General features: G+C 60.9%; 22 protein-coding genes. 16 read left to right on the top strand and 6 right to left on the bottom strand.

Features of this window, described 5'->3' with window-relative positions; translation table 11 throughout:
• Positions 1-145 precede the first annotated feature (145 nt).
• A complete protein-coding gene (locus AC07W4_RS04805; RefSeq protein ID WP_495031740.1) occupies positions 146-2,587 on the top strand; it encodes a penicillin-binding protein 1A in 2,442 nt (813 codons plus the stop codon).
• Positions 2,588-2,855: 268 nt separating this feature from the next.
• Here AC07W4_RS04805 and AC07W4_RS04810 read toward each other — a convergent pair whose 3' ends face one another.
• From AC07W4_RS04810 to rpmE, 3 genes are all read right to left on the bottom strand, one after another.
• Positions 2,856-4,124 (bottom strand): malic enzyme-like NAD(P)-binding protein, encoded by a 1,269-nt coding sequence (locus AC07W4_RS04810; RefSeq protein ID WP_008047852.1) that lies wholly within the window; start codon positions 4,122-4,124, stop codon positions 2,856-2,858.
• A gap of 182 nt (positions 4,125-4,306) precedes the next feature.
• Positions 4,307-5,095, bottom strand: a complete 789-nt coding sequence (locus AC07W4_RS04815; RefSeq protein WP_495031702.1) for a thermonuclease family protein — start codon at positions 5,093-5,095, stop codon at positions 4,307-4,309.
• 35 nt (positions 5,096-5,130) lie between these two features.
• Positions 5,131-5,349, bottom strand: coding sequence for a 50S ribosomal protein L31 (rpmE, locus tag AC07W4_RS04820; protein ID WP_008047849.1), 219 nt, complete (start codon positions 5,347-5,349; stop codon positions 5,131-5,133).
• 294 nt (positions 5,350-5,643) lie between these two features.
• Here rpmE and AC07W4_RS04825 point away from each other — a divergent pair, with 294 nt between their 5' ends.
• From AC07W4_RS04825 to AC07W4_RS04870, 10 genes are all read left to right on the top strand, one after another.
• The gene (locus AC07W4_RS04825; RefSeq protein ID WP_495031703.1) at positions 5,644-7,863 is read left to right on the top strand and encodes a primosomal protein N'; all 2,220 of its coding nucleotides are present in this window, start codon (positions 5,644-5,646) and stop codon (positions 7,861-7,863) included.
• 238 nt (positions 7,864-8,101) lie between these two features.
• Entirely contained in the window at positions 8,102-9,838 is a 1,737-nt protein-coding gene (gene argS, locus AC07W4_RS04830) for an arginine--tRNA ligase (protein ID WP_008047844.1), read from the top strand.
• 1 nt (position 9,839) lies between these two features.
• Positions 9,840-10,553: an SPOR domain-containing protein gene (locus AC07W4_RS04835; protein ID WP_007975583.1), complete on the top strand. Its 714-nt coding sequence runs from the start codon at positions 9,840-9,842 to the stop codon at positions 10,551-10,553.
• A gap of 233 nt (positions 10,554-10,786) precedes the next feature.
• Positions 10,787-11,317: an ATP-dependent protease subunit HslV gene (gene hslV, locus AC07W4_RS04840; RefSeq protein WP_007975582.1), complete on the top strand. Its 531-nt coding sequence runs from the start codon at positions 10,787-10,789 to the stop codon at positions 11,315-11,317.
• A gap of 54 nt (positions 11,318-11,371) precedes the next feature.
• Positions 11,372-12,709 carry an ATP-dependent protease ATPase subunit HslU gene (hslU, locus tag AC07W4_RS04845; protein WP_008047842.1) on the top strand — a complete coding sequence of 446 codons (1,338 nt, stop codon included), beginning with the start codon at positions 11,372-11,374 and terminating at the stop codon, positions 12,707-12,709.
• A gap of 153 nt (positions 12,710-12,862) precedes the next feature.
• Entirely contained in the window at positions 12,863-13,240 is a 378-nt protein-coding gene (locus AC07W4_RS04850) for a gamma-butyrobetaine hydroxylase family protein (protein ID WP_495031704.1), read from the top strand.
• 259 nt (positions 13,241-13,499) lie between these two features.
• On the top strand, positions 13,500-15,179 hold the full coding sequence (phaC, locus tag AC07W4_RS04855; RefSeq protein WP_008047837.1) for a class II poly(R)-hydroxyalkanoic acid synthase: 1,680 nt from the start codon (positions 13,500-13,502) through the stop codon (positions 15,177-15,179).
• Positions 15,180-15,335: 156 nt separating this feature from the next.
• Positions 15,336-16,190, top strand: a complete 855-nt coding sequence (phaZ, locus tag AC07W4_RS04860; RefSeq protein ID WP_008047834.1) for a poly(3-hydroxyalkanoate) depolymerase — start codon at positions 15,336-15,338, stop codon at positions 16,188-16,190.
• Between the two features lie 116 nt (positions 16,191-16,306).
• On the top strand, positions 16,307-17,989 hold the full coding sequence (gene phaC, locus AC07W4_RS04865; RefSeq protein ID WP_008047833.1) for a class II poly(R)-hydroxyalkanoic acid synthase: 1,683 nt from the start codon (positions 16,307-16,309) through the stop codon (positions 17,987-17,989).
• A gap of 59 nt (positions 17,990-18,048) precedes the next feature.
• Positions 18,049-18,669 carry a TetR/AcrR family transcriptional regulator gene (locus AC07W4_RS04870; RefSeq protein ID WP_008047831.1) on the top strand — a complete coding sequence of 207 codons (621 nt, stop codon included), beginning with the start codon at positions 18,049-18,051 and terminating at the stop codon, positions 18,667-18,669.
• Positions 18,670-18,877: 208 nt separating this feature from the next.
• On the opposite strand, the gene AC07W4_RS04875 is transcribed toward AC07W4_RS04870, so the two are convergent.
• From AC07W4_RS04875 to AC07W4_RS04885, 3 genes are all read right to left on the bottom strand, one after another.
• Complete coding sequence (locus AC07W4_RS04875; RefSeq protein ID WP_495031705.1) at positions 18,878-19,726, bottom strand: phasin family protein; 849 nt, start codon at positions 19,724-19,726, stop codon at positions 18,878-18,880.
• A 10-nt stretch (positions 19,727-19,736) separates the two neighbouring features.
• Entirely contained in the window at positions 19,737-20,159 is a 423-nt protein-coding gene (locus tag AC07W4_RS04880) for a phasin family protein (protein ID WP_008047828.1), read from the bottom strand.
• A 244-nt stretch (positions 20,160-20,403) separates the two neighbouring features.
• Positions 20,404-20,679 (bottom strand): polyhydroxyalkanoic acid system family protein, encoded by a 276-nt coding sequence (locus AC07W4_RS04885; protein ID WP_008047826.1) that lies wholly within the window; start codon positions 20,677-20,679, stop codon positions 20,404-20,406.
• A 155-nt stretch (positions 20,680-20,834) separates the two neighbouring features.
• Here AC07W4_RS04885 and ubiE point away from each other — a divergent pair, with 155 nt between their 5' ends.
• From ubiE to AC07W4_RS04910, 5 genes are all read left to right on the top strand, one after another.
• Complete coding sequence (ubiE, locus tag AC07W4_RS04890) at positions 20,835-21,605, top strand: bifunctional demethylmenaquinone methyltransferase/2-methoxy-6-polyprenyl-1,4-benzoquinol methylase UbiE (protein ID WP_008005057.1); 771 nt, start codon at positions 20,835-20,837, stop codon at positions 21,603-21,605.
• The gene (locus AC07W4_RS04895) at positions 21,605-22,228 is read left to right on the top strand and encodes a ubiquinone biosynthesis accessory factor UbiJ (protein ID WP_150717341.1); all 624 of its coding nucleotides are present in this window, start codon (positions 21,605-21,607) and stop codon (positions 22,226-22,228) included. The genes ubiE and AC07W4_RS04895 overlap by 1 nt, the downstream gene beginning before the upstream one ends.
• The gene (gene ubiB / locus AC07W4_RS04900; protein ID WP_095942345.1) at positions 22,225-23,829 is read left to right on the top strand and encodes a ubiquinone biosynthesis regulatory protein kinase UbiB; all 1,605 of its coding nucleotides are present in this window, start codon (positions 22,225-22,227) and stop codon (positions 23,827-23,829) included. The genes AC07W4_RS04895 and ubiB overlap by 4 nt, the downstream gene beginning before the upstream one ends.
• Positions 23,830-23,910: 81 nt before the next feature.
• Positions 23,911-24,312: a phosphoribosyl-AMP cyclohydrolase gene (gene hisI, locus AC07W4_RS04905; RefSeq protein ID WP_007989281.1), complete on the top strand. Its 402-nt coding sequence runs from the start codon at positions 23,911-23,913 to the stop codon at positions 24,310-24,312.
• Positions 24,305-24,637, top strand: coding sequence for a phosphoribosyl-ATP diphosphatase (locus AC07W4_RS04910; protein ID WP_007975564.1), 333 nt, complete (start codon positions 24,305-24,307; stop codon positions 24,635-24,637). Before hisI ends, AC07W4_RS04910 begins: the two co-directional genes overlap by 8 nt.
• Positions 24,638-24,647: the final 10 nt, after the last annotated feature.

A 24,647-nucleotide genomic window follows, 5' to 3' on the forward strand; every position in this document is an offset into this window, starting at 1 on the left:
AGCAGCGCCGGCCACGCTCCCGATCAGAAAAATGCTTATAATGCCCAGCGTTTTTTTTCCGCATTTGCTCAAGCGCGGGTCGTTCTCATTTAGCCTGAACCCTGTTGCCCAACTCATTTTTTACCCTGGATATCCAAAAGCCTTGATTCGTCTGCTGAAGTTTTTCGGTTGGTCCATCGTCGCGGTTTTCTGCGGACTCCTTCTGGGTCTGAGCGGGGCGTACCTTTACCTTAGTCCCGGACTTCCGTCCGTGGAGGCGCTGAGAAGCATCCAGTTGCAGATCCCTTTGCGGGTCTACAGCAGCGATAACAAGTTGATCGCAGAATTTGGCGAAATGCGCCGTACACCGATCCGTTTCGCCGACATTCCCCCCAATTTCATCAATGCGTTACTAAGTGCTGAAGACGACAATTTCGCCAATCACTACGGCGTCGATCCGAGCAGCCTGATGCGTGCCGCGACCCAACTGGTCAAAAGCGGACACATCCAGTCCGGCGGCAGCACGATCACCATGCAGGTGGCGAAGAACTTCTTCCTGTCCAGCGAACGCAGCTTTTCGCGCAAGACCACCGAGATCCTGCTGGCCCTGCAGATCGAACGCCAATTGACCAAGGACGAGATCCTCGAGCTCTACGTCAACAAGATCTACCTGGGTAACCGTGCCTACGGCATCGAGGCGGCCGCACAGGTCTATTACGGCAAATCGATCCGCGATGTCAGCCTGGCGCAGATGGCGATGATCGCCGGCCTGCCCAAAGCGCCGTCGCGCTTCAACCCGCTGGCCAACCCGGCACGCAGCAAGGAGCGTCGCGACTGGATCCTGGGGCGCATGTACAAGCTCGGCAAAATCACCGAGGCCGATTACACCGCCGCGATCAACGAGCCGCTGAACGCCAGCTATCACGTGCCGACCCCGGAAGTGAACGCCCCGTACATCGCCGAAATGGCCCGTGCCGAAATGGTCGGGCGTTATGGCAGCGACGCGTATACCGAAGGCTTCCGTGTCACCACCACGGTGCCGAGCGACCTTCAGGAACTGGCCAACACCGCGGTCCACGAAGGCCTGATGACCTACGATCAGCGCCACGGCTATCGCGGGCCCGAGTCACGACTGCCGGGCAAGACTCGCGAAGCCTGGGCAACCGAACTGACCAAACAACGCACCATCAGCGGCCTGGAACCGGCCATCGTGACCCAGGTCGACAAGAACGGCCTGCAAGTGCTGACCCGCACCGGCCAGGAACACGTGAACTGGGACACCATGAAGTGGGCCCGGCCGTTCCTGAATACCAACAGCATGGGCGCCAACCCGAAACAACCCTCGGACGTGGCCCAGGTCGGCGATCTGATTCGCGTACAGCGTCAGCCGGACAACTCGCTGAAGTTCAGCCAGATCCCGCAAGCCCAGGGCGCGCTGGTGTCCCTGGACCCACAGAACGGCGCCATTCGTTCGCTGGTCGGCGGTTTCGCCTTCGAGCAGAGCAACTACAACCGCGCGTTGCAGGCCAAGCGCCAGCCGGGCTCGAGCTTCAAACCGTTCGTCTACGCTGCCGCACTGGATAGCGGCTACACCGCCTCCAGCCTGGTGAACGACGCACCGATCGTGTTTGTCGACGAATACCTGGACAAGGTCTGGCGCCCGAAGAACGACACCAACACCTTCCTCGGCCCTATTCGCCTGCGTGAAGCCCTGTACAAGTCGCGCAACCTGGTGTCGATCCGCTTGCTGCAGGCGATGGGCGTCGGCAAGACCATCGACTACATCACGCGCTTCGGCTTCAACAAACAGGACCTGCCACCCAACCTGTCCCTGGCGCTGGGCACCGCGACCCTGACGCCGATGGAAATCGCCACCGGCTGGAGTACCTTCGCCAACGGCGGCTACAAGATCACCCCGTTCATCATCGACAAGATCGAAAGCCGCAACGGCGACACGCTGTTCGTCGCCAACCCGCCGAGCGTGCCTCAGGGCGGCGCCGCCAGCGATGGCATTGCCGCGCCAAGCGCCCCTCAAGCCTTCACGGTCAACGCAACGCCGGGCGAAACCCCAGGCACTACGCCGACGCCACAAGCACCCGCCGTGGCCGAACGCATCGTTGACGGGCGCACCACGTACATCCTCAACAGCATGCTTGAGGACGTGATCAAGCTCGGCACCGGTCGTCGCGCGCTGGCCCTGGGCCGTCCTGACATTGCCGGCAAGACCGGTACGACCAACGAATCCAAGGACGCCTGGTTCTCCGGTTACAACGCCGATTACGTGACGACCGTGTGGACCGGTTTCGATCAACCGGAAAGCCTGGGTCGCAAGGAATTCGGCGGCACCGTCGCACTGCCGATATGGATGAACTACATGGGCGCCGCGCTCAAAGGCAAACCGCCACATACGCAGCCGGAGCCCGAAGGCATCCTTAGCCTGCGAGTCGATCCTATCAGCGGCCGCGCGGCCAGCCCTGGCACGCCAGGGGCATACTTCGAACTGTTCAAGGCCGAAGATACGCCGCCGTCGATCGACGAGATCGGCAATGGCCTGGCCCCGGGCAGCCCGCTGCCAGCGGATGAAGCGGCGCCGATCGATTTGTTCTGATCACTCCGGCAACACCCAAAAGCCCCGTCTTCGAGAGAAGTTCAGGGCTTTTTATTGCCTGCAAGTTTTGCATTGATAGGTCCGGCCTCTTCGCGGGCAAGCCCGCTCCCACAGTGGGCGATGGTGAACACAGGTTTTATGTACACCTCCGACCCTGTGGGAGCGGGCTTGCCCGCGAAGAGGCCTGTACAGACAACACATAAGTAGCAGGCAATAAAAAGCCCCGACTCAAATGAGCCGGGGCTATCGGTTGAAGCGCTACAACGGCTTAGCCGTTGAACACGTCATCCACGCTTTTGAGCGGGTAGTTCTTCGGATACGGCAGGGTCGCCACACCGGTCTCGATAGCGGCTTTGGCCACGGCATCGGAGATCAGGGTGATCAGACGGGCATCCATTGGCTTGGGAATGATGTACTCACGACCGAACTCCAGCTTGATGCCGCCGTAGGCGTCGCACACTTCCTGAGGTACTGGCAGCTTGGCCAGTTCGCGCAGGGCGTTGGCCGCAGCCACTTTCATTTCTTCGTTGATGCGCTTGGCGCGAACGTCCAGAGCACCACGGAAGATGAACGGGAAGCCCAGTACGTTGTTGACCTGGTTCGGGTAGTCGGAACGACCGGTGGCCATGATCACGTCGCTACGGGTAGCGTGCGCCAGCTCCGGGGAGATTTCCGGATCAGGGTTGGAGCAGGCGAACACGATCGGGTTCGGCGCCATCGACAGCAGGCCTTCAGCGCTCAGCAGGTTCGGGCCGGACAGGCCAACGAACACGTCAGCACCTTGCAGGGCGTCAGCCAGGGTGCGCTTGTCGGTCGCGTGAGCGAACACAGCCTTGTACTGGTTCAGGTCGTCACGGCCGGAGTGGATCACGCCGGTACGGTCGACCATATAGATGTTTTCGATGTTGGCGCCCATGCTCACCAGCAACTTCATGCAGGAGATAGCGGCAGCGCCGGCACCCAGGCAGACGATCTTGGCTTCCGGCAGGGTTTTGCCAGCGATTTCCAGGGCGTTGATCATGCCGGCGGCGGTCACGATAGCGGTGCCGTGCTGGTCATCGTGGAATACCGGAATATCGCACTGTTCGATCAGAGCGCGTTCGATTTCAAAGCACTCTGGTGCCTTGATGTCTTCCAGGTTGATGCCACCGAAGGTAATGGAGATACGCTTGACGGTGTCGATGAAGGCTTGCGGGCTTTCGGAGTCGACTTCGATGTCGAAAACGTCGATGCCGGCGAAGCGCTTGAACAGTACGCCTTTACCTTCCATCACTGGCTTGGAAGCCAACGGGCCGAGGTTACCCAGGCCGAGAATCGCGGTGCCATCGGAAATGACTGCAACCAGGTTGCCTTTGCCGGTGTACTTGTAGGCCAGTTCAGGATCGCGGGCGATCTCGCGTACTGGTTCGGCTACACCCGGGCTGTAGGCCAGCGACAGGTCGCGGGCGGTAGCGGTGGCCTTGGTGAGCTCGACACTCAGCTTCCCTGGACGAGGATTGGCGTGATATTCGAGAGCGGCAGTTTTCAGATCAGACATTTTGGCATTCCGCTTTTACTGTTGGACAGACTGGTCAGCGAGGATACGCGCCTCGCAAAATCCCCACAAGACTGACCGGTCACCCCTGTCAAGCGCCCGGCCCTACGACTTTGGGCCAAGAGCCGCGGAACACAAGGGATCGACTGTTCACAATCGACAGAAAAAATGTCTACAATTTTTTATCACTGTATGATTTGAAACATCGCCGGGTCGGTCAAGGGCAACATCCAGCGCGCTTGGCCTTCTTGCAGTCCGCCACGTCGCGAACGATCCAGCACCCAGCCGCGCGCTTCGATCTGCTTGCCTTCGAGCTGTTCCAGCGAGGCTGCATCGAAGCGTCCCAGGAGATTGGGCGCAACCTTCAATACAACCGAATCCTGCAATTCGATCCAAACCCCGCCGCGATTGCGTTGAACCTTGCTCACACGACCGCTGAGCACGGCAAAGCCGGAAGTGCTGATCTGCTCCGCCTTCAGTACAGGCGACTGGCGCCACACCCCGAGCCCGGCCTGTCGAGCGCTGCTTTCCGCGGCTTGCTGACAGGCGACCAAATCGACATTCGGCGCCACGGCCACCAGAAAACCCAGGCCTTCGGCGAGCATTTGCGCTTCAAGGTTGGCGCCATCGGCACCGTAGACATGGGCCAGGGTGCGGCCGTAATGGTCTTTGCTTTCTTTGCCGGGCAGCAAACCAACCTGCCCGTCGCTCGCCGCCACCAGGGCTTCGAGTCGCTTGCGCGCGACTACGGCGAACGGTTCGTCGGAGCGGCCATTCTTACCCAGCTCCGGCGTGTTCAAGCCGATCATGCGCACGCTGCGACCATCGCTCAGGCGCAAGGTGTCGCCGTCCACCACCCGCTGCACCGCGACGGGCGCCAGGTTGCCGGGTGCCGGACAAAACGCCTGGGCGCCGGATAGCCAAATCGCGGACATAAAAAAGGCGCCCGCGAGGGACGCCTTTTTCATCAGCATGGAAAAACCGGAACGGCTTCCCAAGTTGATTGGCCTTAGGCCTTTTTCGCGCCGAAAGCACCGAAACGGTCGGCGAAGCGCTGAACGCGGCCGCCAGTGTCCAGAGTCTTCTGCTTACCGGTGTAGAACGGGTGGCACTCGTTGCAAACGTCGATCGCCAGGGCTTTGCCGAAGGTCGAACGGGTTTCGAACTTGTTGCCGCAGCTGCAGGTAACAGCAACTGCCGGGTATTCTGGATGGATATCAGCTTTCATGGTGTCTTCCTCAGGCTAGCGTGCCGCCACCCAACACTATTGTTGAATACCGCACGTAATTAGGCCGCGGATTCTACCAGACAATGCCAATCACGCAAGCTGTCCCTCAAACCAGTCGTCTGCTAGGCTCCCGGCCTCAAGCGCACTCCCATGTGGGAGCGGGCTTGCTCGCGAAAGCGGTGTGTCAGGCAATAAATGCGTTGACTGACACTCCTTCTTCGCGAGCAAGCCCGCTCCCACAATTGATCTGCGTCCACCCCTTCTTTTGTTGCCTGCTAATCGAGATCCCCCCGCGTGCCCGACGCCATTCTGCGCCTCGCCCTGCCTTCGCCGCTGCGCCGCCTGTTCGACTACCGCGCTCCGGCCGGCGTCCTGCGCGCCCATCTGCACCCTGGCATGCGCCTGCGGGTGCCGTTCGGCCGACGCGAGATGATCGGCATTCTGGTGGAAGTCACCGACACCAGCGAAGTGCCGGTCGATAAGCTCAAGCCGGCCCTGGCCCTGCTTGACGCCACGCCACCGCTGCCGCCGGCGCTGTTCAAACTGTGCCTGTGGACCTCCCAGTATTACCAGCACAGCCTCGGCGACACCTTGAGCTGGGCGCTGCCGGTTTTGCTGCGCCAGGGCGAACTGGCCGAAGCACGCCAGGAGCGTTTCTGGTCCGCCGCGCCGGGGGCCAGCCTCGATGATCCGCGCATCGCCCGCGCCCCGCGCCAGCGCGAAGCCCTGGCCACGCTGGCCCAGCATCCCCATGGCGTCGCCCATCAATTGCTGAGCAAGCTGATGCTGAGCAAAGACAGCCTGGATTTGCTGCTGGCCAAGGATCTGGTGCAAGTCGAGATCCGCCGGCACGCCCCGGGTGCACGCCACGAACACTGGCTGGCGCAACCGGAGCTCCCGCTGAACCCGGAGCAGCGCGCCGCCTATGAGGCGATTCGCGCCGGGTTCGACAGTTACCACGCCTTCCTGCTGGCCGGCGTCACCGGCAGCGGCAAGACCGAAGTCTATCTGCAGTTGATCCGCGAAACCCTGGAGGCCGGCAAGCAGGCACTGGTGCTGATCCCGGAAATCAACCTCGGCCCGCAGACCCTGGCGCGCTTCGAACAGCGTTTCAATGCCCGCATCGCGCTGATCCATTCGGCGGTCAATGACCGCGAACGCCTCGAGGCCTGGCTGGCCGCCCGGGACGGTGAGGCCGACATCATCATCGGCACCCGCTCGGCCCTGTTCACACCGATGAAAAACCCCGGCCTGATCATCATCGACGAAGAGCACGACGGCTCCTATAAACAGCAGGAAGGTTTGCGCTACCACGCCCGTGATCTGGCATTGGTGAGGGCACGACAGGAAAACATCCCGATTGTCCTCGGCTCCGCCACCCCTTCGCTGGAAAGCCTGCATAACGCCTACACCGGCCGCTACGGCCTGCTGCGCCTGAATGAGCGCGCCGGCGGCGCCAAACAGCCGCGCTTCCTGCGCCTGGATGTCAAAAGCCGTCCGCTGGACAGCGGCATTTCCGGGCCGATGCAACAAGCCATCGGCCAGACCCTGGCCGCCGGGCAGCAGGTACTGGTGTTCCTCAACCGCCGCGGCTTCGCGCCGACCCTGCTGTGCCATGACTGTGGCTGGATGTCCGAGTGCCAGCGCTGTGACGCGCGGATGACCGTGCATCAGCGTTATGGCGAGCTGCGCTGCCACCATTGCGGCTACGTCGAACGAGTGCCGCGCCAGTGCCCGAAGTGCAACAAGGTCGATCTGCGCCCCGTTGGCGCCGGCACCGAACGGGCCGAGGAGCGCCTGGCGATTCTGTTCCCGGACTATCCGGTGCTGCGGGTCGACCGTGACAGCACATCGCGCAAGGATGCGATGAACCAATTGTTCGCGACCATTCAAAAAGGCCAGCCGTGCATCCTGATCGGCACACAGATGCTTGCCAAAGGTCACCACTTCCCACGAGTGACGCTGGTGTCGATCCTCGATGCCGACGGCGGCCTGTTCTCCGGTGACTTCCGCGCCAGCGAGCGCATGGCTCAGCTGATCGTCCAGGTCGCCGGCCGCGCAGGTCGCGCCGAAGAGCCGGGCAAGGTGATTATCCAGACGCACCTGGCCGACCACCCACTGCTGGTGCAATTGACCGAGCAGGGCTATTTCGCCTTCGCCGAACAGGCCCTGAGCGAACGCCGCGCGGCCGGCCTGCCACCGTTTGCGCACCTGGCACTGTTGCGGGCCGAGGCGCACAAACCGGGCCAGGCCGAAGGCTTCCTCGATGAAGCCTGCAGCGAGGCTGAGCGTTTGCTGGCCGAACAGAACCTGACGGGGATCGAGTTATTGGGACCGGTCCCGGCACCGATGGAACGCCGGGCCGGGCGTTATCGTGCGCAGCTGTTGGTACAGGCCACGGCGCGGGCCCCCTTGCACCGATTGCTGGCCAGTTGGTTGCTGGTGCTGGAGCAGATGCCGAGCGGGCGGGCGGTGCGTTGGTCGCTGGATGTAGATCCCGTAGATCTATATTGATTTTGAGATCGCTTTCGCGAGCAAGCCCGCTCCCACATGAGTTTTGTATCAGACACATAAGATATGAACACCGCAGATTCGATGTGGGAGCGGGCTTGCTCGCGAAGCGGCCCTAATTGTCACCACACATCCATAACCTGCCTGCTAAGGTTGGCAAGCCCGTCTTCGCAACGGATAATGCCCAGTTTTTCCACCAGCGCATGATGCGCCGCCGCGCCTGCGGTCGAAAGAGAAGACCATGAAAGACACCATTCGCCAGCTGATCCAACAAGCCATCACCCAACTCGTCAACGAAGGTGTGTTGCCTGAAGGCCTGTCGCCGGCGATCCAGGTGGAAAACTCCCGCGACAAGAAGAACGGCGATTTCGCCAGCAACATCGCCATGATGCTGGCCAAACCGGCCGGCATGAAGCCCCGCGACCTGGCGGAAAAAATCATCGCCGCGCTGCCGGCTGACGAAAACGTCGCCAAGACCGAAATCGCAGGCCCGGGCTTCCTGAACTTCTTCCAGAACACTGATGCCCTGGCAACCCGCCTGGACGCTGCCCTGGCCGACGCCCACATCGGTGTACGCAAGGCCGGCCCGGTGCAGCGCACCGTGGTCGACCTGTCGGCACCGAACCTTGCCAAGGAAATGCACGTCGGCCACCTGCGCTCGACCATCATCGGCGACGGCGTGGCCCGTGTCCTGGAATTCCTCGGCGACACCGTGATCCGTCAGAACCACGTCGGTGACTGGGGCACCCAGTTCGGCATGCTGATGGCTTACCTGCAGGAAAACCCGATCACCAGCGACGAGCTGTCGGACCTCGAGAACTTCTACCGCGCCGCCAAGCAACGCTTCGACGAATCCGAAGAGTTCGCCGACCGCGCCCGTGGCCTGGTGGTCAAGTTGCAGGCCGGCGACGCCGATTGCCTGGCACTGTGGACCAAGTTCAAGGACATCTCGCTGTCCCACTGCCAGAAGATCTACGAACTGCTCAACGTCAAACTGACCATGGCCGACGTGATGGGCGAAAGTGCCTACAACGACGACCTGATCAATGTGGTCAACGACTTGAAGGCCGCAGGCATGCTGGTCGAGAGCAACGGCGCCCAGTGCGTGTTCCTCGACGAGTTCAAGAACGCCGACGGCGACCCGCTGCCGGTGATCATCGTCAAGGCCGACGGCGGCTACCTCTACGCCACCACCGACCTGGCGGCCGTGCGCTACCGCAGCGGCAAGCTCAAGGCCGATCGCGCGCTGTACTTTGTCGACCAGCGTCAGGCCCTGCACTTCCAGCAAGTGTTCGCCGTGGCGCGCAAGGCCGGTTTCGTGACCCATCCGATGGAAATGGAACACATGGGCTTCGGCACCATGAACGGCGCGGACGGGCGTCCGTTCAAGACCCGTGACGGTGGCACCGTGAAGCTGATCGACCTGCTGACCGAAGCCCAGGAGCGCGCCTACACCCTGGTCAAGGACAAGAACCCTACACTTGCCGAAGCCGAGCTGCGCAACATCGCCAAGGTGGTGGGCATCGGCGCGGTGAAGTACGCCGACCTGTCCAAGCACCGCACCAGCGACTACAGCTTCAACTTCGACCTGATGCTCAACTTCGAAGGCAACACCGCGCCGTACCTGCTGTACGCCTACACCCGCGTGGCCGGCGTGTTCCGCAAGCTCGGCAAGGACTTCAGCGAAGTCGACGGCCAGATCGTCCTCGAAGCGGCGCACGAGCACGAACTGGCGGCGAAGCTCGCGCAGTTTGGCGAGATCCTGAACAACGTGTCCGAAAAAGGCACCCCGCACATCCTCTGTACTTACCTGTACGACGTCGCCGGCCTGTTCTCCAGCTTCTACGAGAACTGCCCGATCCTCGCCGCCGATACCCCGGCACAAATGCAGAGCCGCCTGCGCCTCGCTGCGCTGACCGGACGCACTCTCAAGCAAGGCCTGGAACTCTTGGGCCTGGAAACTCTGGAGCGTATGTAAGTTGGCCGCCAAGAAAAAACCTGCACCCAAGCGTGGCGCCAGCCGTTACCAAGCTCCTGCAAAGCAACCGATCCCGGGCTGGCTGTGGATGGCCATCGGCCTGACGGTCGGCGCCTTCATCGTATTCCTGATGAAGCTGGAACCGGGCAAGGGCAGCGACACGGTCAAGCGTGAGAAAGTCGAGCAACAGCAACAACAGAAAGCCAGCAAGATCGCCGAGGCCAACAAGACTCCGCCGAGCCCGACGCAACCGGTGAAGCCGAAGTACGACTTCTACACCTTGCTGCCGGAATCGGAAGTCATTGTGCCGCCGGATGCCGTGCCGGAAAAAACCCTGCCGACGCCGCAAGTGCCGGCCATCCCGACCACGCCGGTCACCCCGGCCGAAGCGGCGAAGATCGACACGGCTCGCGCCCAGGCTGCCTTGGCCGGGATTACTCCGCCTCCTGCGCCACCGGTCAAGGCTGCGCCGGTGACGAAGTTTTTCCTGCAGGCTGGCTCGTTCCGCAAGGAGACCGATGCGGACAAGGTTCGGGCGCAGATCATTCTGCTGGGCCAGGCCGTGGCGGTTGAGTCCGGCACGGTGAAGGACGAAACCTGGTATCGGGTGCTGGTCGGTCCGTTCAGCAACCGCGAACAACTGACCACCGCGCAGAAACAATTGGCCGGCGCCGGCTTCAGCAATCTGTTGTTACAACAACGCCAGAGCCGCTGATCGACTGCCACAGGCACCGCGTCATCGTTCTTCGCGGGCAAGCCCGCTCCCACAGGATTTGCGCTACCCCTGTGGGAGCGGGCTTGCTCGCGAAGGGGCCCCGGCAAACACCACAGCTCCCACCTGACTCACACCGCTCGTCCCCCGCCGCGTCCTACAGTTGAAATCCACTCCACCACCCCCATATGAATGGGCATAAGGCATTTTCGCCCCGCTGCGTGGAGACTCTTCCCTTGACCACCATCGTTTCAGTTCGCCGCCACGGCAAAGTCGTCATGGGCGGCGACGGCCAGGTTTCCCTTGGTAATACCGTGATGAAAGGCAACGCGAAAAAAGTTCGCCGCCTGTACCACGGCCAGGTCATTGCCGGCTTTGCCGGTGCCACCGCCGACGCCTTTACTCTCTTCGAACGCTTCGAAGGCCAGCTTGAAAAACACCAGGGCCACCTGGTGCGCGCCGCTGTCGAACTCGCCAAAGAATGGCGCACCGACCGCTCCCTGAGCCGCCTTGAAGCCATGCTCGCGGTCGCCAACAAAGACGCCTCCCTGATCATCACCGGCAACGGCGATGTGGTTGAACCCGAAGACGGCCTGATCGCCATGGGCTCCGGTGGCGCCTACGCCCAGGCCGCGGCCAGCGCACTGCTGAAAAAGACTGATCTGTCGGCCCGTGAGATCGTCGAAACCGCCCTCGGTATCGCCGGCGACATCTGTGTATTCACCAACCACACCCAGACCATTGAGGAGCAGGACTGCGCCGAGTAAGCCTGTTTCGGCCCCGTGCCACGGCTCATTCTTGCTTGAGGTCCTTTAAATACTATGTCCATGACTCCCCGTGAAATCGTCCACGAACTCAACCGCCACATCATCGGCCAGGACGATGCCAAGCGCGCTGTCGCCATTGCCCTGCGCAATCGCTGGCGCCGCATGCAGCTGCCGGAAGAGCTGCGCGTTGAAGTAACGCCAAAGAACATCCTGATGATCGGCCCGACCGGTGTCGGTAAAACCGAGATCGCCCGCCGCCTGGCAAAACTGGCCAATGCGCCGTTCATCAAGGTCGAAGCGACCAAGTTCACCGAAGTCGGCTATGTCGGCCGCGACGTCGAATCGATCATTCGTGACCTGGCCGATGCCGCGATCAAGCTGCTGCGCGAACAGGAAATCGTCAAGGTTCGCCACCGTGCCGAAGACGCCGCCGAAGAGCGCATCCTCGACGCCCTGCTGCCACCGGCGCGCATGGGTTTCAGCAACGACGACGCCCCGACTGCCGATTCCAATACCCGCCAACTGTTCCGCAAGCGCCTGCGCGAAGGTCAGCTGGATGACAAGGAGATCGAAATCGAAGTCGCCGAAATGGCCGGCGTCGACATCTCCGCGCCACCTGGCATGGAAGAAATGACCAACCAGCTGCAAAGCCTGTTTGCCAACATGGGCAAGGGCAAGAAGAAAGCCCGCAAGCTCAAGGTCAAGGAAGCGCTCAAGCTGGTACGCGACGAAGAAGCCAGCCGCCTGGTCAACGACGAAGAGTTGAAGGCCAAGGCCCTGGAAGCGGTCGAGCAGCACGGCATCGTGTTCATCGACGAAATCGACAAGGTGGCCAAGCGTGGCAATTCCGGTGGCGTCGATGTGTCCCGCGAAGGCGTGCAGCGCGACCTGCTGCCGCTGATCGAAGGCTGCACCGTCAACACCAAGCTGGGCATGGTCAAGACCGACCACATCCTGTTCATTGCTTCGGGTGCGTTCCACCTGAGCAAGCCGAGCGACCTGGTGCCCGAGCTGCAAGGCCGTCTGCCGATCCGCGTCGAACTCAAGGCCCTGAGCCCTGAGGATTTCGAACGCATCCTCAGCGAGCCTCACGCCTCGCTCACCGAGCAATACTGCGCACTGCTGAAAACCGAAGGCCTGGGAATCGAGTTCCAGCCGAGCGGCATCAAGCGCATCGCGGAGATCGCCTGGCAGGTCAACGAAAAAACCGAAAACATCGGTGCCCGTCGCCTGCACACCCTGCTCGAGCGCCTGCTCGAAGAGGTGTCGTTCAGCGCCGGCGACCTGGCCAGCGTCCATGACGGCAAGGTGATCCAGATCGACGCCGACTACGTCAACAGCCATCTGGGCGAATTGGCGCAGAACGAAGACCTGTCCCGTTATATCCTGTAAGCCATACTTACGGTAATCGCGGACCCTGTGGGAGCGGGCTTGCTCGCGAAAGCGGTCTGACATTCGACATTGATGTTGAATGTCATGGCCTCTTCGCGAGCAAGCCCGCTCCCACATTTAAATCGGGGTCTGCCACATAACGGACTTCAGGCCATGACCCAACTCCCCACCGACATCAAGCTGCACAAAGCCTCGAAAACCCTGACGCTCAAATACGCGTCCGGCGAGGAATACACCCTGCCCGCCGAGTTCCTGCGCGTGCACTCTCCCTCCGCCGAGGTCCAGGGCCACGGCAAACCCATCCTGCAATTTGGCAAGATCAACGTAGGACTGACCAAGATAGAACCGGCCGGTCAGTACGCACTGAAACTGACCTTCGACGACGGCCACGACAGCGGCTTGTTCACCTGGGAATATCTGTACGAGCTGGGGCGACGTTATGACGCACTCTGGGAAGATTATCTGGCCGAGCTAAAAGCCGCCGGAAAAACCCGCGATCCGAACGAATCCGTCGTCAAGCTGATGCTCTAATCCGAGCCTCTTGCTCTTTAGAGGGCATTTTCTAATTTCATCTGTTTGAATGCTCCGCTCCAGGGCCGCCGATTGGCCTGCTTGCGAAAAAAATTAAACTCGGGTAACCAATGGAACTGGCAAGTTCCCTGCAGTGCTCTCTGCATTAAAAAAGCAGCGATGCAGTATTAACGGTCACCCCGAGCAGTAGTACCTGGCATTGGCTGTGTAACTGCACAGCAGGACCCGGTACTCGTCTCAGGACAATGGAGCGTCGTAGATGAGTAACAAGAATAACGATGACTTGAAGAGTCAAGCCTCGGAAAACACCTTGGGGCTGAATCCTGTCGTTGGACTGCGTGGAAAGGATCTACTGGCTTCTGCTCGAATGGTGCTCAGGCAGGCCATCAAACAACCGATTCACAGCGCCAAACATGTCGCTCATTTCGGCCTTGAACTCAAGAACGTCCTGCTTGGCAAATCCGAGCTGCTACCGACCAGCGATGACCGTCGCTTCGCGGATCCGGCCTGGAGCCAGAACCCGCTCTACAAACGTTATCTGCAAACCTACCTGGCGTGGCGCAAGGAGCTCCACGACTGGATCGACGACAGTAACCTGCCGGCCAAGGACGTCAGCCGCGGGCACTTCGTGATCAACCTCATGACCGAGGCCTTCGCCCCGACCAACACGGCGGCCAACCCGGCGGCGGTCAAGCGCTTCTTCGAAACCGGTGGCAAGAGCCTGCTCGATGGCCTCTCGCATCTGGCAAAGGACCTGGTGCATAACGGCGGCATGCCGAGCCAGGTCAACATGGGCGCATTCGAGGTCGGCAAGACCCTTGGCGTGACCGAGGGCGCGGTGGTCTTTCGCAACGACGTGCTGGAACTTATCCAGTACAAGCCGATCACCGAGCAGGTGCATGAGCGCCCACTGCTGGTGGTACCGCCGCAGATCAACAAGTTCTACGTTTTCGACCTGAGCCCGGAAAAGAGCCTGGCGCGGTTCTGCCTGCGCAACAATGTGCAGACCTTCATCGTCAGTTGGCGCAACCCGACCAAGGAGCAGCGCGAGTGGGGCCTGTCGACCTACATCGAAGCGCTCAAGGAAGCGGTTGATGTGGTCACCGCCATCACCGGCAGCAAAGACGTGAACATGCTCGGCGCCTGCTCCGGCGGCATCACCTGTACCGCGCTGCTGGGCCATTACGCGGCAATCGGCGAGAACAAGGTCAACGCCCTGACCCTGCTGGTCAGCGTGCTCGATACCACCCTGGACAGCGACGTGGCCCTGTTCGTCGATGAACAAACCCTTGAAGCCGCCAAGCGCCAGTCGTACCAGGCCGGTGTGCTGGAAGGCCGCGACATGGCCAAGGTCTTCGCCTGGATGCGTCCCAACGACCTGATCTGGAACTACTGGGTCAACAACTACCTGCTGGGCAACGAGCCGCCGGTATTCGACATTCTGTTCTGGAACAACGACACCACCCGGTTGCCTGCCGCGTTCCATGGCGACCTGATCGAGATGTTCAAAAGTAACCCATTGACCCGTGCCGATGCACTGGAAGTGTGCGGTACGCCGATCGATCTGAAGAAGGTCACCGCCGACATCTTCTCTCTGGCCGGCACCAGCGACCACATTACCCCGTGGCGTTCCTGCTACAAGTCGGCGCAACTGTTCGGCGGCAATGTTGAATTCGTACTGTCCAGCAGCGGGCACATCCAGAGCATTCTGAACCCGCCGGGCAATCCAAAATCGCGCTACATGACAAGCACCGAGATGCCCGCCAATGCCGATGACTGGCAGGAAGAGTCAACCAAGCACGCCGACTCCTGGTGGCTGCACTGGCAGGCGTGGCAGGCACAGCGCTCGGGCAACCTGAAAAAAGCTCCGCTGAAACTGGGCAACAAGGCCTATCCAGCGGGAGAAGCCGCACCGGGCACTTACGTACACGAGCGGTAACTGACACACCTCATCCTCCTGTGGGAGCGGGCTTGCTCGCGAAAGCAATTGATCATTCAACATTGATGTCGATTGACCTGACGCATTCGCGAGCAAGCCCGCTCCCACAAGGGGATCGAGGAAGAATTTGAGATAGCGACCCACAGGGCCAGAAGCATGCCGCAACCCTTCATATTCCGTACCGTCGATCTGGATGGCCAGACGCTCCGCACGGCGGTACGCCCCGGCAAGCCTCACTTGACGCCCCTGCTGATTTTCAACGGCATCGGCGCCAACCTGGAGCTGGTGTTCCCGTTCATCGCGGCACTGGACCCGGACCTGGAAGTCATCGCCTTCGACGTACCCGGCGTCGGTGGTTCGTCGACTCCGAACCGGCCCTATCGCTTTCCGAGCCTGGCGAAACTCACAGCGCGGATGCTCGACTATCTCGACTACGGGCAGGTCAACGTCATCGGCGTGTCCTGGGGGGGCGCCCTGGCCCAACAGTTCGCCTACGACTATCCGGAGCGCTGCAAGAAACTCGTGCTGGCTGCGACAGCGGCGGGTGCAGTGATGGTGCCGGGCAAACCGAAGGTGCTGTGGATGATGGCCAGCCCTCGACGTTACATCCAGCCATCCCACGTGATCCGTATTGCGCCGATGATCTACGGCGGCGCTTTCCGTCGCGACCCGACGCTGGCCGCCAGCCATGCGGCCAAGGTGCGTTCGGCGGGCAAGCTCGGTTACTACTGGCAGCTGTTCGCCGGTCTCGGCTGGACCAGCATCCACTGGTTGCACAAGATCCGCCAGCCAACCCTGGTGCTGGCCGGCGACGATGACCCACTGATCCCGTTGGTCAACATGCGCTTGCTGGCCTGGCGGATTCCCAACGCCCAGTTGCACATCATCGATGACGGGCATCTGTTCCTGATTACCCGGGCTGAAGCTGTGGCCCCGATCATCATGAAATTCCTGGAAGAGGAGCGCCAGCGCGCGGTAATGCATCCGCGTCCGGCGCCATTGGGCGGCTAAAACCGCTGCCTCAGCGGTTGGCAGGACGCCACGCCGCGCAACAACCCATTACAGCGTCTATGGTGTTCTGGTTCGCTGTGTTTGTTTTTGGCCTGAAGACGAAGGAGTGTTGACTCATGCGCGAGAAACCAGCGAGGGATTCCTTACCGACTCCCGCCGCGTTCATCAATGCACAGAGTGCGATTACCGGCCTGCGCGGCCGAGATCTGCTGTCGACCCTGCGCAGTGTGGCCGCCCACGGCTTGCGCAATCCGGTGCACAGCGCCCGACATGCCCTCAAACTCGGCGGCCAGCTGGGCCGTGTGCTGCTGGGCGAAACCCTTCACCCGACCAGCCCGCAGGACGCTCGCTTCGCCGATCCGGCGTGGAGCCTCAACCCGTTTTACCGGCGCAGCCTGCAGGCCTATCTGAGCTGGCAGAAACAGGTCAAGAGCTGGATCGACGAGAGCAACATGAGCCCGGACGATCGCGCCCGCGCCCACTTCGCTTTCGCCCTGCTCAACGATGCCGTATCGCCCTCCAACACCCTGCTCAATCCACTGGCGGTCAAGGAGCTGTTCAATTCCGGCGGCAACAGCCTGGTGCGTGGCATCAGCCATTTGGTGGACGATCTGCTGCACAACGATGGCCTGCCCCGGCAAGTCACCAAGCAAGCGTTCGAGGTCGGCAAGACGGTCGCTACCACCACCGGTGCCGTGGTGTTTCGCAACGAGCTGCTGGAGTTGATCCAGTACAAGCCGATGAGCGAAAAACAGTATTCCAAGCCCCTGTTGGTGGTGCCGCCGCAAATCAACAAGTACTACATTTTCGACCTGAGCCCCCACAATAGCTTCGTCCAGTACGCCCTGAAAAACGGCCTGCAAACCTTCATGATCAGTTGGCGCAATCCGGATGTGCGTCACCGCGAATGGGGGCTCTCGACCTACGTGGAAGCCGTGGAAGAGGCCATGAATGTCTGCCGGGCGATCACCGGTGCACGGGAGGTCAACCTGATGGGCGCCTGCGCCGGCGGGCTGACCATTGCCGCGTTGCAGGGTCACTTGCAGGCCAAGCGGCAGCTGCGCAGGGTGTCCAGCGCGACTTACCTGGTGAGCCTGCTCGACAGCCAGATGGACAGCCCCGCAACGCTGTTCGCCGACGAACAGACCCTGGAAGCCGCCAAGCGCCGCTCCTATCAGAAAGGTGTACTGGACGGCCGCGATATGGCCAAGGTCTTCGCCTGGATGCGCCCCAACGATTTGATCTGGAGCTACTTCGTCAACAACTACCTGTTGGGCAAGGAGCCACCGGCGTTCGACATTCTCTACTGGAACAACGACAACACGCGCCTGCCGGCCGCCCTGCATGGCGACCTGCTGGACTTCTTCAAGCACAACCCGTTGACCCACCCGGGCGGCCTGGAAGTGTGTGGCACGCCGATCGATTTGCAGAAGGTCACCGTCGACAGCTTCAGCGTCGCCGGCATCAACGATCACATCACCCCGTGGGACGCGGTGTATCGCTCGACGTTGTTGCTTGGTGGCGAGCGGCGCTTCGTGCTGTCCAACAGCGGCCATGTGCAGAGCATCCTCAACCCGCCGAGCAACCCGAAAGCCAACTACGTCGAGAACGGCAAACTGAGCAGCGACCCCCGTGCCTGGTACTACGACGCCAAGCGTGTCGACGGCAGCTGGTGGACCCAATGGCTGAGCTGGATTCAGGAACGTTCCGGCGCGCAGAAGGAAACCCACATGGCCCTCGGCAACCAGAACTATCCACCGATGGAGGCAGCACCCGGTACTTACGTGCGCGTGCGCTGACGTTCAACGAGCCACGGCCGCTGTCGGCCGTGGCAAGACCCGATCATTAAGAAGACTGGATGAAAACCCGCGACCGGATCCTCGAATGTGCCCTGCAGTTGTTCAACCAAAAGGGCGAACCGAATGTCTCCACCATGGAAGTTGCCAATGAAATGGGCATCAGCCCGGGCAACCTCTACTACCACTTCCACGGCAAGGAACCGCTGATTCTCGGGCTATTCGAACGCTTTCAGAGCGAACTGGCGCCCTTGCTCGATCCACCGGCCGATGCTGAACTGGCGCCCGAAGAATACTGGCTGTTCCTGCACCTGATCGTCGAACGCCTGTCCCATTACCGGTTCCTGTTCCAGGACCTGTCGAACCTCGCCGGGCGCCTGCCGAAACTGGCCAAGGGCATTCGCAACCTGCTCAATGCACTCAAGCGCACACTGGCGTCGCTGCTGGCACGATTGCAGGCGCAAGGGCTGCTGGTCAGCGATACCCAGGCACTGGGGCAACTGGTGGAGCAGATCACCATGACGCTGCTGTTCTCGCTGGACTACCAACGGATTCTTGATCGTCAGGGCGAGGTACGATTGGTGGTTTACCAGATCATGATGCTGGTTGCGCCGCACCTGCTGCCATCGATGAAGGCTGCGACCGAACAGATGGCAATGGAGTATCTGGAAGACCACGAGTAATCCTGAGCACAACTATCCCCTGTGGGAGCGGGCTTGCTCCGGGCGGCGATCCGACGAAAGCGGTGTATCAGTTGATAGAAATTTCACTGACACACCGCTTTCGCGAGCAAGCCCGCTCCCACAGGGGATCTCTGTCGTGTTCCAGGATGCACTCACAAACAAAAACGCCCGACCTGTGAAGGCCGGGCGTTTTCTTGAGCCCTGAAAATCAGGACTGACTGGTTGGCGTCGATGGAGCCGGCGCGACAGTCGGGGTGACAGCAGGGGTTGGCGCGGCAGCGGAGTTCGATGCGCTTACCGGAGCTGCCGGCGTTGCCGGTTTGGCAGCTGCCACTGCTGGCTTTGGCGCGGCGGCTTTTGGAGCTGCCGGCTTTTTCACCGCTGGTTTTTTCGCCGCAGCAGGCTTGGCTGCTGGCTTGGCCGCTGCAGTTTTCGCTGCAGGCTTGGCGGCCGGCTTAGCGGCGGCTTTTGCAGCAACCGGCTTGGCCGCTGGTTTGGCCGCGGCCGGTTTGGCGGCTGCAGTTTTAGCCGCAGGCTTGGCAGCAGGTTTAGCCGCTGCTTTTGCCAGTGGCTTGGCTGCAGTTTTGGCGGCCGGTTTGGCAGCAGGCTTGGCCGCTGCGGTTTTCGCCGCAACAGGCGCAACCTTGGCACCGGTCAGTTTTTCGATTTGCTTGGTCAGTGTTTCGACCTTGCTGTGCAGTGCCTTGACTTCGTTGCGGCTCGGTACGCCCAGACGCGAAATGGCGCTGTTCAGACGCTTGTCGAAAGCGCCTTCCAGCTCATCCCACTTGCCCAGCGCCCGATCTTTCACGCCGCTGATACGCGATTTGGCCGAAGAAGCAGAGTCCTTGGCGGCGTCGACAGTCTTGCCAACAGCGCTCTTGGTGAGCTTCTCGGCTTTCTCGCCGTCCTTGACCAATGCATCGAAGAGTTTGCTGCCGTCAGTGTCGATCTTCGAGTACACGCCTAAACCAGCCAGCCAGATTTTTCGGGAGTAATCTTCAACCTTCCCGATCCACGAGCTGCCTTCTTTTTCGGTTTTCTTTTTAACAGCCATCCCGTTCTCCTTAAGATTTACGCGCGACACGTTCGAGCAATGCCGTCAGCTCATCGAGCTTAGCAGAGAGTGTCTCAACGTCATGTTTAGACGGAATACCGATACGATTCAAGGCACTTGCGACACGCGTGTCGAACGCCTTCTCGACCTTGTCGAGTTGAACTTCGACACGGCCTTTGAAAGTGCTGACTTCACTCTTGGCTTCATCGATCTCGGCATTGGCCGCTTCAAGCTTCTCGGCAACTACCTTTTTGCCTTTCTTTTCAACAACCTGACCAGCCTTGATCAGCTCTTGAAAGTATTCGCTGCCCTCTTGGCCAACCTTGGTGTAGGCACCCAGGCCTGCCAGCCAGATCTTGCGGGCATAGGATTTGACGTCGCCCAGTGTGCCGGTCGACGGGTCGATTTTTTTCTTCAAAATAACTTTGGCCATGGTGCACCTCACGCGCAGAAGGTTTGAGGAACTGCCCGGGTAAGTGTCGGGCTCTGGCACAAAGTAGGGAGAAAAATTAGAAACGGCACCCTAACAACTGACATAAAGCCTTGGTCACACCACAAACCAAAATGTGGGAGCGGGCTTGCTCGCGAAAGCGGTGTGTCAGTGAAACTTTCATCAACTGACACACCGCTTTCGCGAGCAAGCCCGCTCCCACAGGGGATCTCATTTCAAGGGGAAATCAGACCAGGGCTTTATCGAGGGCCTTCTCGATTTCCGCCTTGATCATGCCGCTCATGGCCGACATCATCAGGCCCAGTTCCACGTCGACCCTGATCGAATCTTCACTGACATGCACCGCGCCCTTCACACCCGAGCGCTTGAGGTTCAGGGTATCGCCGGACCACTGCGGCTCCAGGCCATACTGGTCGGAAAGTTTCTGCGCCAGCTTGTCGGCCTTTTCGCGAGCCGCTTCCTTACCCAGGCCATGGGCACGTTCAACACTAATACGGGCCATCGAATGACTCCTGCTTTATGGATGCTTTCCCGAGGCATCTTGACCTCTGCTGCGTCAAAACGTCCCGATGGTTGCCCATCTTACCTTCAGCCTTGCCAAGACAAAGCATGCCTTGGGGATTAGAATGTCGCGCATTCTCTTTTGGTGACAGCGATATGACTGATCAGCGCAAAGGCAGCGATGCCGAACCCACCACTCACTTCGGCTTCAAAAACGTTCCGGAAAGCCAGAAAGCGGAAAAAGTCGCTGAGGTTTTCCACTCGGTAGCCGCCAAGTACGACCTGATGAACGACCTTCTGTCGGGCGGCATGCACCGTCTGTGGAAGCGTTTTGCGATCGAACTGTCGGGCGTGCGCACCGGTAACCGCGTGCTGGACATCGCCGGCGGTACTGGTGACCTGACCCGCAAGTTCTCGCATCTGGTAGGCCCGACCGGCCAGGTCGTGTTGGCCGACATCAACGAATCCATGCTCAAGGTCGGTCGTGACCGCCTGCTGGACCTCGGTGTGTCCGGCAACGTCGAATTCGTCCAGGCCGACGCGGAAAAACTGCCGTTCCCGGACAACCATTTCGACTGCGTGACCATCGCCTTCGGCTTGCGCAACGTAACCCACAAGGAAGACGCCCTGCGCTCGATGCTGCGCGTGCTCAAGCCTGGCGGCCGCTTGTTGGTGCTGGAGTTCTCCAAGCCGACCAACGCGCTGATGTCCAAGGCCTACGACGCCTACTCGTTCGCCTTCATGCCGCTGATGGGCAAGCTGATCACCAACGACTCGGAAAGCTATCGCTACCTGGCCGAATCGATCCGTATGCACCCGAACCAGGAAACCCTGAAGTCGATGATGGTAGAGGCCGGTTTCGACCGCGTGACCTATCACAACATGACCGCAGGCATCGTTGCCCTGCACCGCGGCATCAAGCCCTGATGCTGCTCGCCGGCCTGCTCGCCAGCGTTGAACTCGGCCTGAACCGGGTGCTGCGTCTCGACAGCACGGCGCTGCCGCGGCTGGCGCACTTGACCGGCAAAGTGATTGCCGTCGATTGCCGCAGCCCGGCGCTGCAACTGTTCATCCTGCCCAGCGACGAAGGCCTGATGCTCGCCTCCCAGTGGGAAACCGGCGCCGACTGCACCTTGCGTGCACCGGCCTCGAGCCTGCTGAAACTGGCCATGAGCAAGGACAAGACCTCCGTTCTGCATGCTCCTGAAGTCGAACTCGACGGTGACAGCGGCGTGCTGCTGGAACTGGCGGCGATCCTCCAGGACCTGGAGCTGGACTGGGAGTACGAACTCTCGCGCTGGCTGGGCCCGGTGGCCACGCAACTGGTCGGCGGTCACCTGCGCAGCCGCGCCCGCTGGTATCAGCAAGGCTTTGCCAGCCTGGGCCAGAACCTGGGCGAATACCTGGCCGAAGAATCGCGCACCCTTGTCGGTCAGCGCGAAGCCGAAGCCCGATTCAGTGAACTGGACCAGATCAAGCTCGATCTTGAACGTCTCGAGGCGCGTTTCGAGCGCCTTTCCCGATCCCTCGACCCAAGCGATAACGCATGAAGCTGCTTGCCGTCCGCCGTTTATTGCGCATCCAGCGCGTCGTGATCCGCTACCGCCTCGATGACCTGCTGTTCGCCCTGCCACTGCCCTGGTTCTTGCGGGCACTGCGTTATGCCTTGCCATGGCGCTGGTTTCCGCGCAAGCCCCTGGACCTGAGCCGTGGCGCGCGCCTGCGCCTGGCGTTGCAGGACCTGGGGCCGATTTTCATCAAGTTCGGGCAGATCCTGTCCACTCGCCGCGACCTGCTGCCCGAAGACATCGCCGATGAACTGATGAAACTGCAGGACCGCGTTCCGCCGTTCGACTCGCAAGTGTCGGTGAAGCTGATCGAAGAACAGCTGGGCAAGAAAATCAGCGAAGTGTTCAGCCGTTTCGACGTCGAACCGCTGGCCTCGGCCTCGGTGGCGCAGGTGCATGCCGCGCAACTGAAAACCGGCGAAGAAGTGGTGGTCAAGGTGATCCGCCCGGGCCTCAAACCGGTGATCGCCCAGGACTTGGCGTGGTTGTTCATCCTCGCCCGCGCCGCCGAAAAACTCTCGGCCGATGCGCGCCTGCTGCACCCGGTGGACGTGGTCAGCGATTACGAAAAAACCATCTACGACGAACTTGACCTGTTGCGCGAGGCGGCCAACGCCAGTCAGTTGAAGCGCAACTTCGACGGCTCGCCGCTGCTGTACGTACCGCAAGTCTATTGGGACTGGTGCCGGCCGAAAGTGTTGGTGATGGAGCGCATCTACGGTATTCAGGTCACCGATCTGGCGACCCTGGCCGACCAGCGCACCGACATGAAAATGCTCGCCGAGCGTGGCGTGGAGATTTTCTTCACCCAGGTGTTCCGCGACAGCTTCTTCCACGCCGACATGCACCCCGGCAACATTTTCGTCAGCACCGTGAATCCGTGGAGCCCGCAGTACATTGCGATCGACTGCGGCATCGTCGGCAGCCTGACCCCGGAAGACCAGGATTACCTGGCGCGCAACCTGTTCGCCTTCTTCAAGCGCGATTACCGTCGCGTGGCGCAGTTGCACATCGATTCGGGCTGGGTCCCGGCGGAAACCAAACTCAACGAATTCGAAGCGGCGATCCGTACCGTGTGCGAGCCGATCTTCGAAAAACCGTTAAAAGATATTTCCTTCGGCCAGGTGCTGATGCGCCTGTTCCAGACCGCGCGCCGCTTCAACATGGAAGTGCAGCCACAGCTGGTTCTGCTGCAAAAAACCCTGTTGAACATCGAAGGCTTGGGCCGTCAGCTGTACCCGGATCTCGACCTGTGGAACACCGCGCAACCATTCCTCGAGCGCTGGATGCGTGAGCGGGTCAGTCCCAAAGCCCTGCTCGGCAACGTGCACAGCCAGTTTGAACAGATTCCGCACCTGGCCAACATGGCCCGCGACCTGCTCGAACGCATGTCCCAACCCCACGCCCTCAACCCGCCGCCATCGTGGCACCGACGCCGTGATGACTGGTTCCTGCGCCTGCTCGGCACGGCCCATCTGGCCGGTGGCGCCGTCCTTGCCGCGGGCGGACCGCTGAATCAGTTGGCCTATTGGCCAGCGGGAATCATGATGGCGGTCGGTTTGTATCTGGTCGTGCGCCGATAGCCAGTTGTGTGAACGACTGGCACACTGTTTGAACGCCTGAGCTCGACTATTGAAGTGTGGAGCTCGCTGTCGGAGTCGAAGATGAAAAACTGGCTGGACGAGATCAAGTGGGACGCTGACGGCCTGGTGCCGGCCATCGCCCAGGATCACAAGACCGGGCGCGTCCTGATGATGGCCTGGATGAACCGCGAAGCACTGGAATTGACCGCTGCCGAGAACCGCGCCATTTACTGGTCTCGGTCCCGTGGCAAGCTGTGGCGCAAGGGCGAAGAGTCCGGCCATGTGCAGACCCTGCACGAGATGCGCCTGGACTGTGACGCCGACGTCATCATCCTGATGGTCGAGCAGATCGGCGACATCGCCTGCCATACCGGCCGCCAGAGCTGCTTCTACCGCGTCTATGAGAACGGCGACTGGACAACTGTCGACCCGGTCCTGAAAGATCCGCACGCCATCTATTCCGCAGGGCACAAACATGAGTGACACTCTCACCCGCCTCGCCGAGGTACTCGAAGAGCGCAAAGGCGCCGCCGCCGACAGTTCGTACGTCGCCAGCCTGTACCACAAGGGCTTGAACAAGATTCTGGAAAAAGTCGGCGAAGAGTCGGTCGAGACCATCATTGCCGCCAAGGACGCCGCCGTCAGCGGCGACTGCAGCGATGTGATCTACGAAACCGCCGATTTGTGGTTCCACAGCATGGTCATGCTCGCCCAATTGGGGCAGCATCCACAGGCTGTACTCGATGAACTGGACCGTCGTTTCGGTCTCTCCGGACACGCCGAGAAAGCCTCGCGCCCGTCCGCCTGAATAACTATTA

Source organism: Pseudomonas sp. GW821-FHT02A08, from assembly GCF_059422045.1.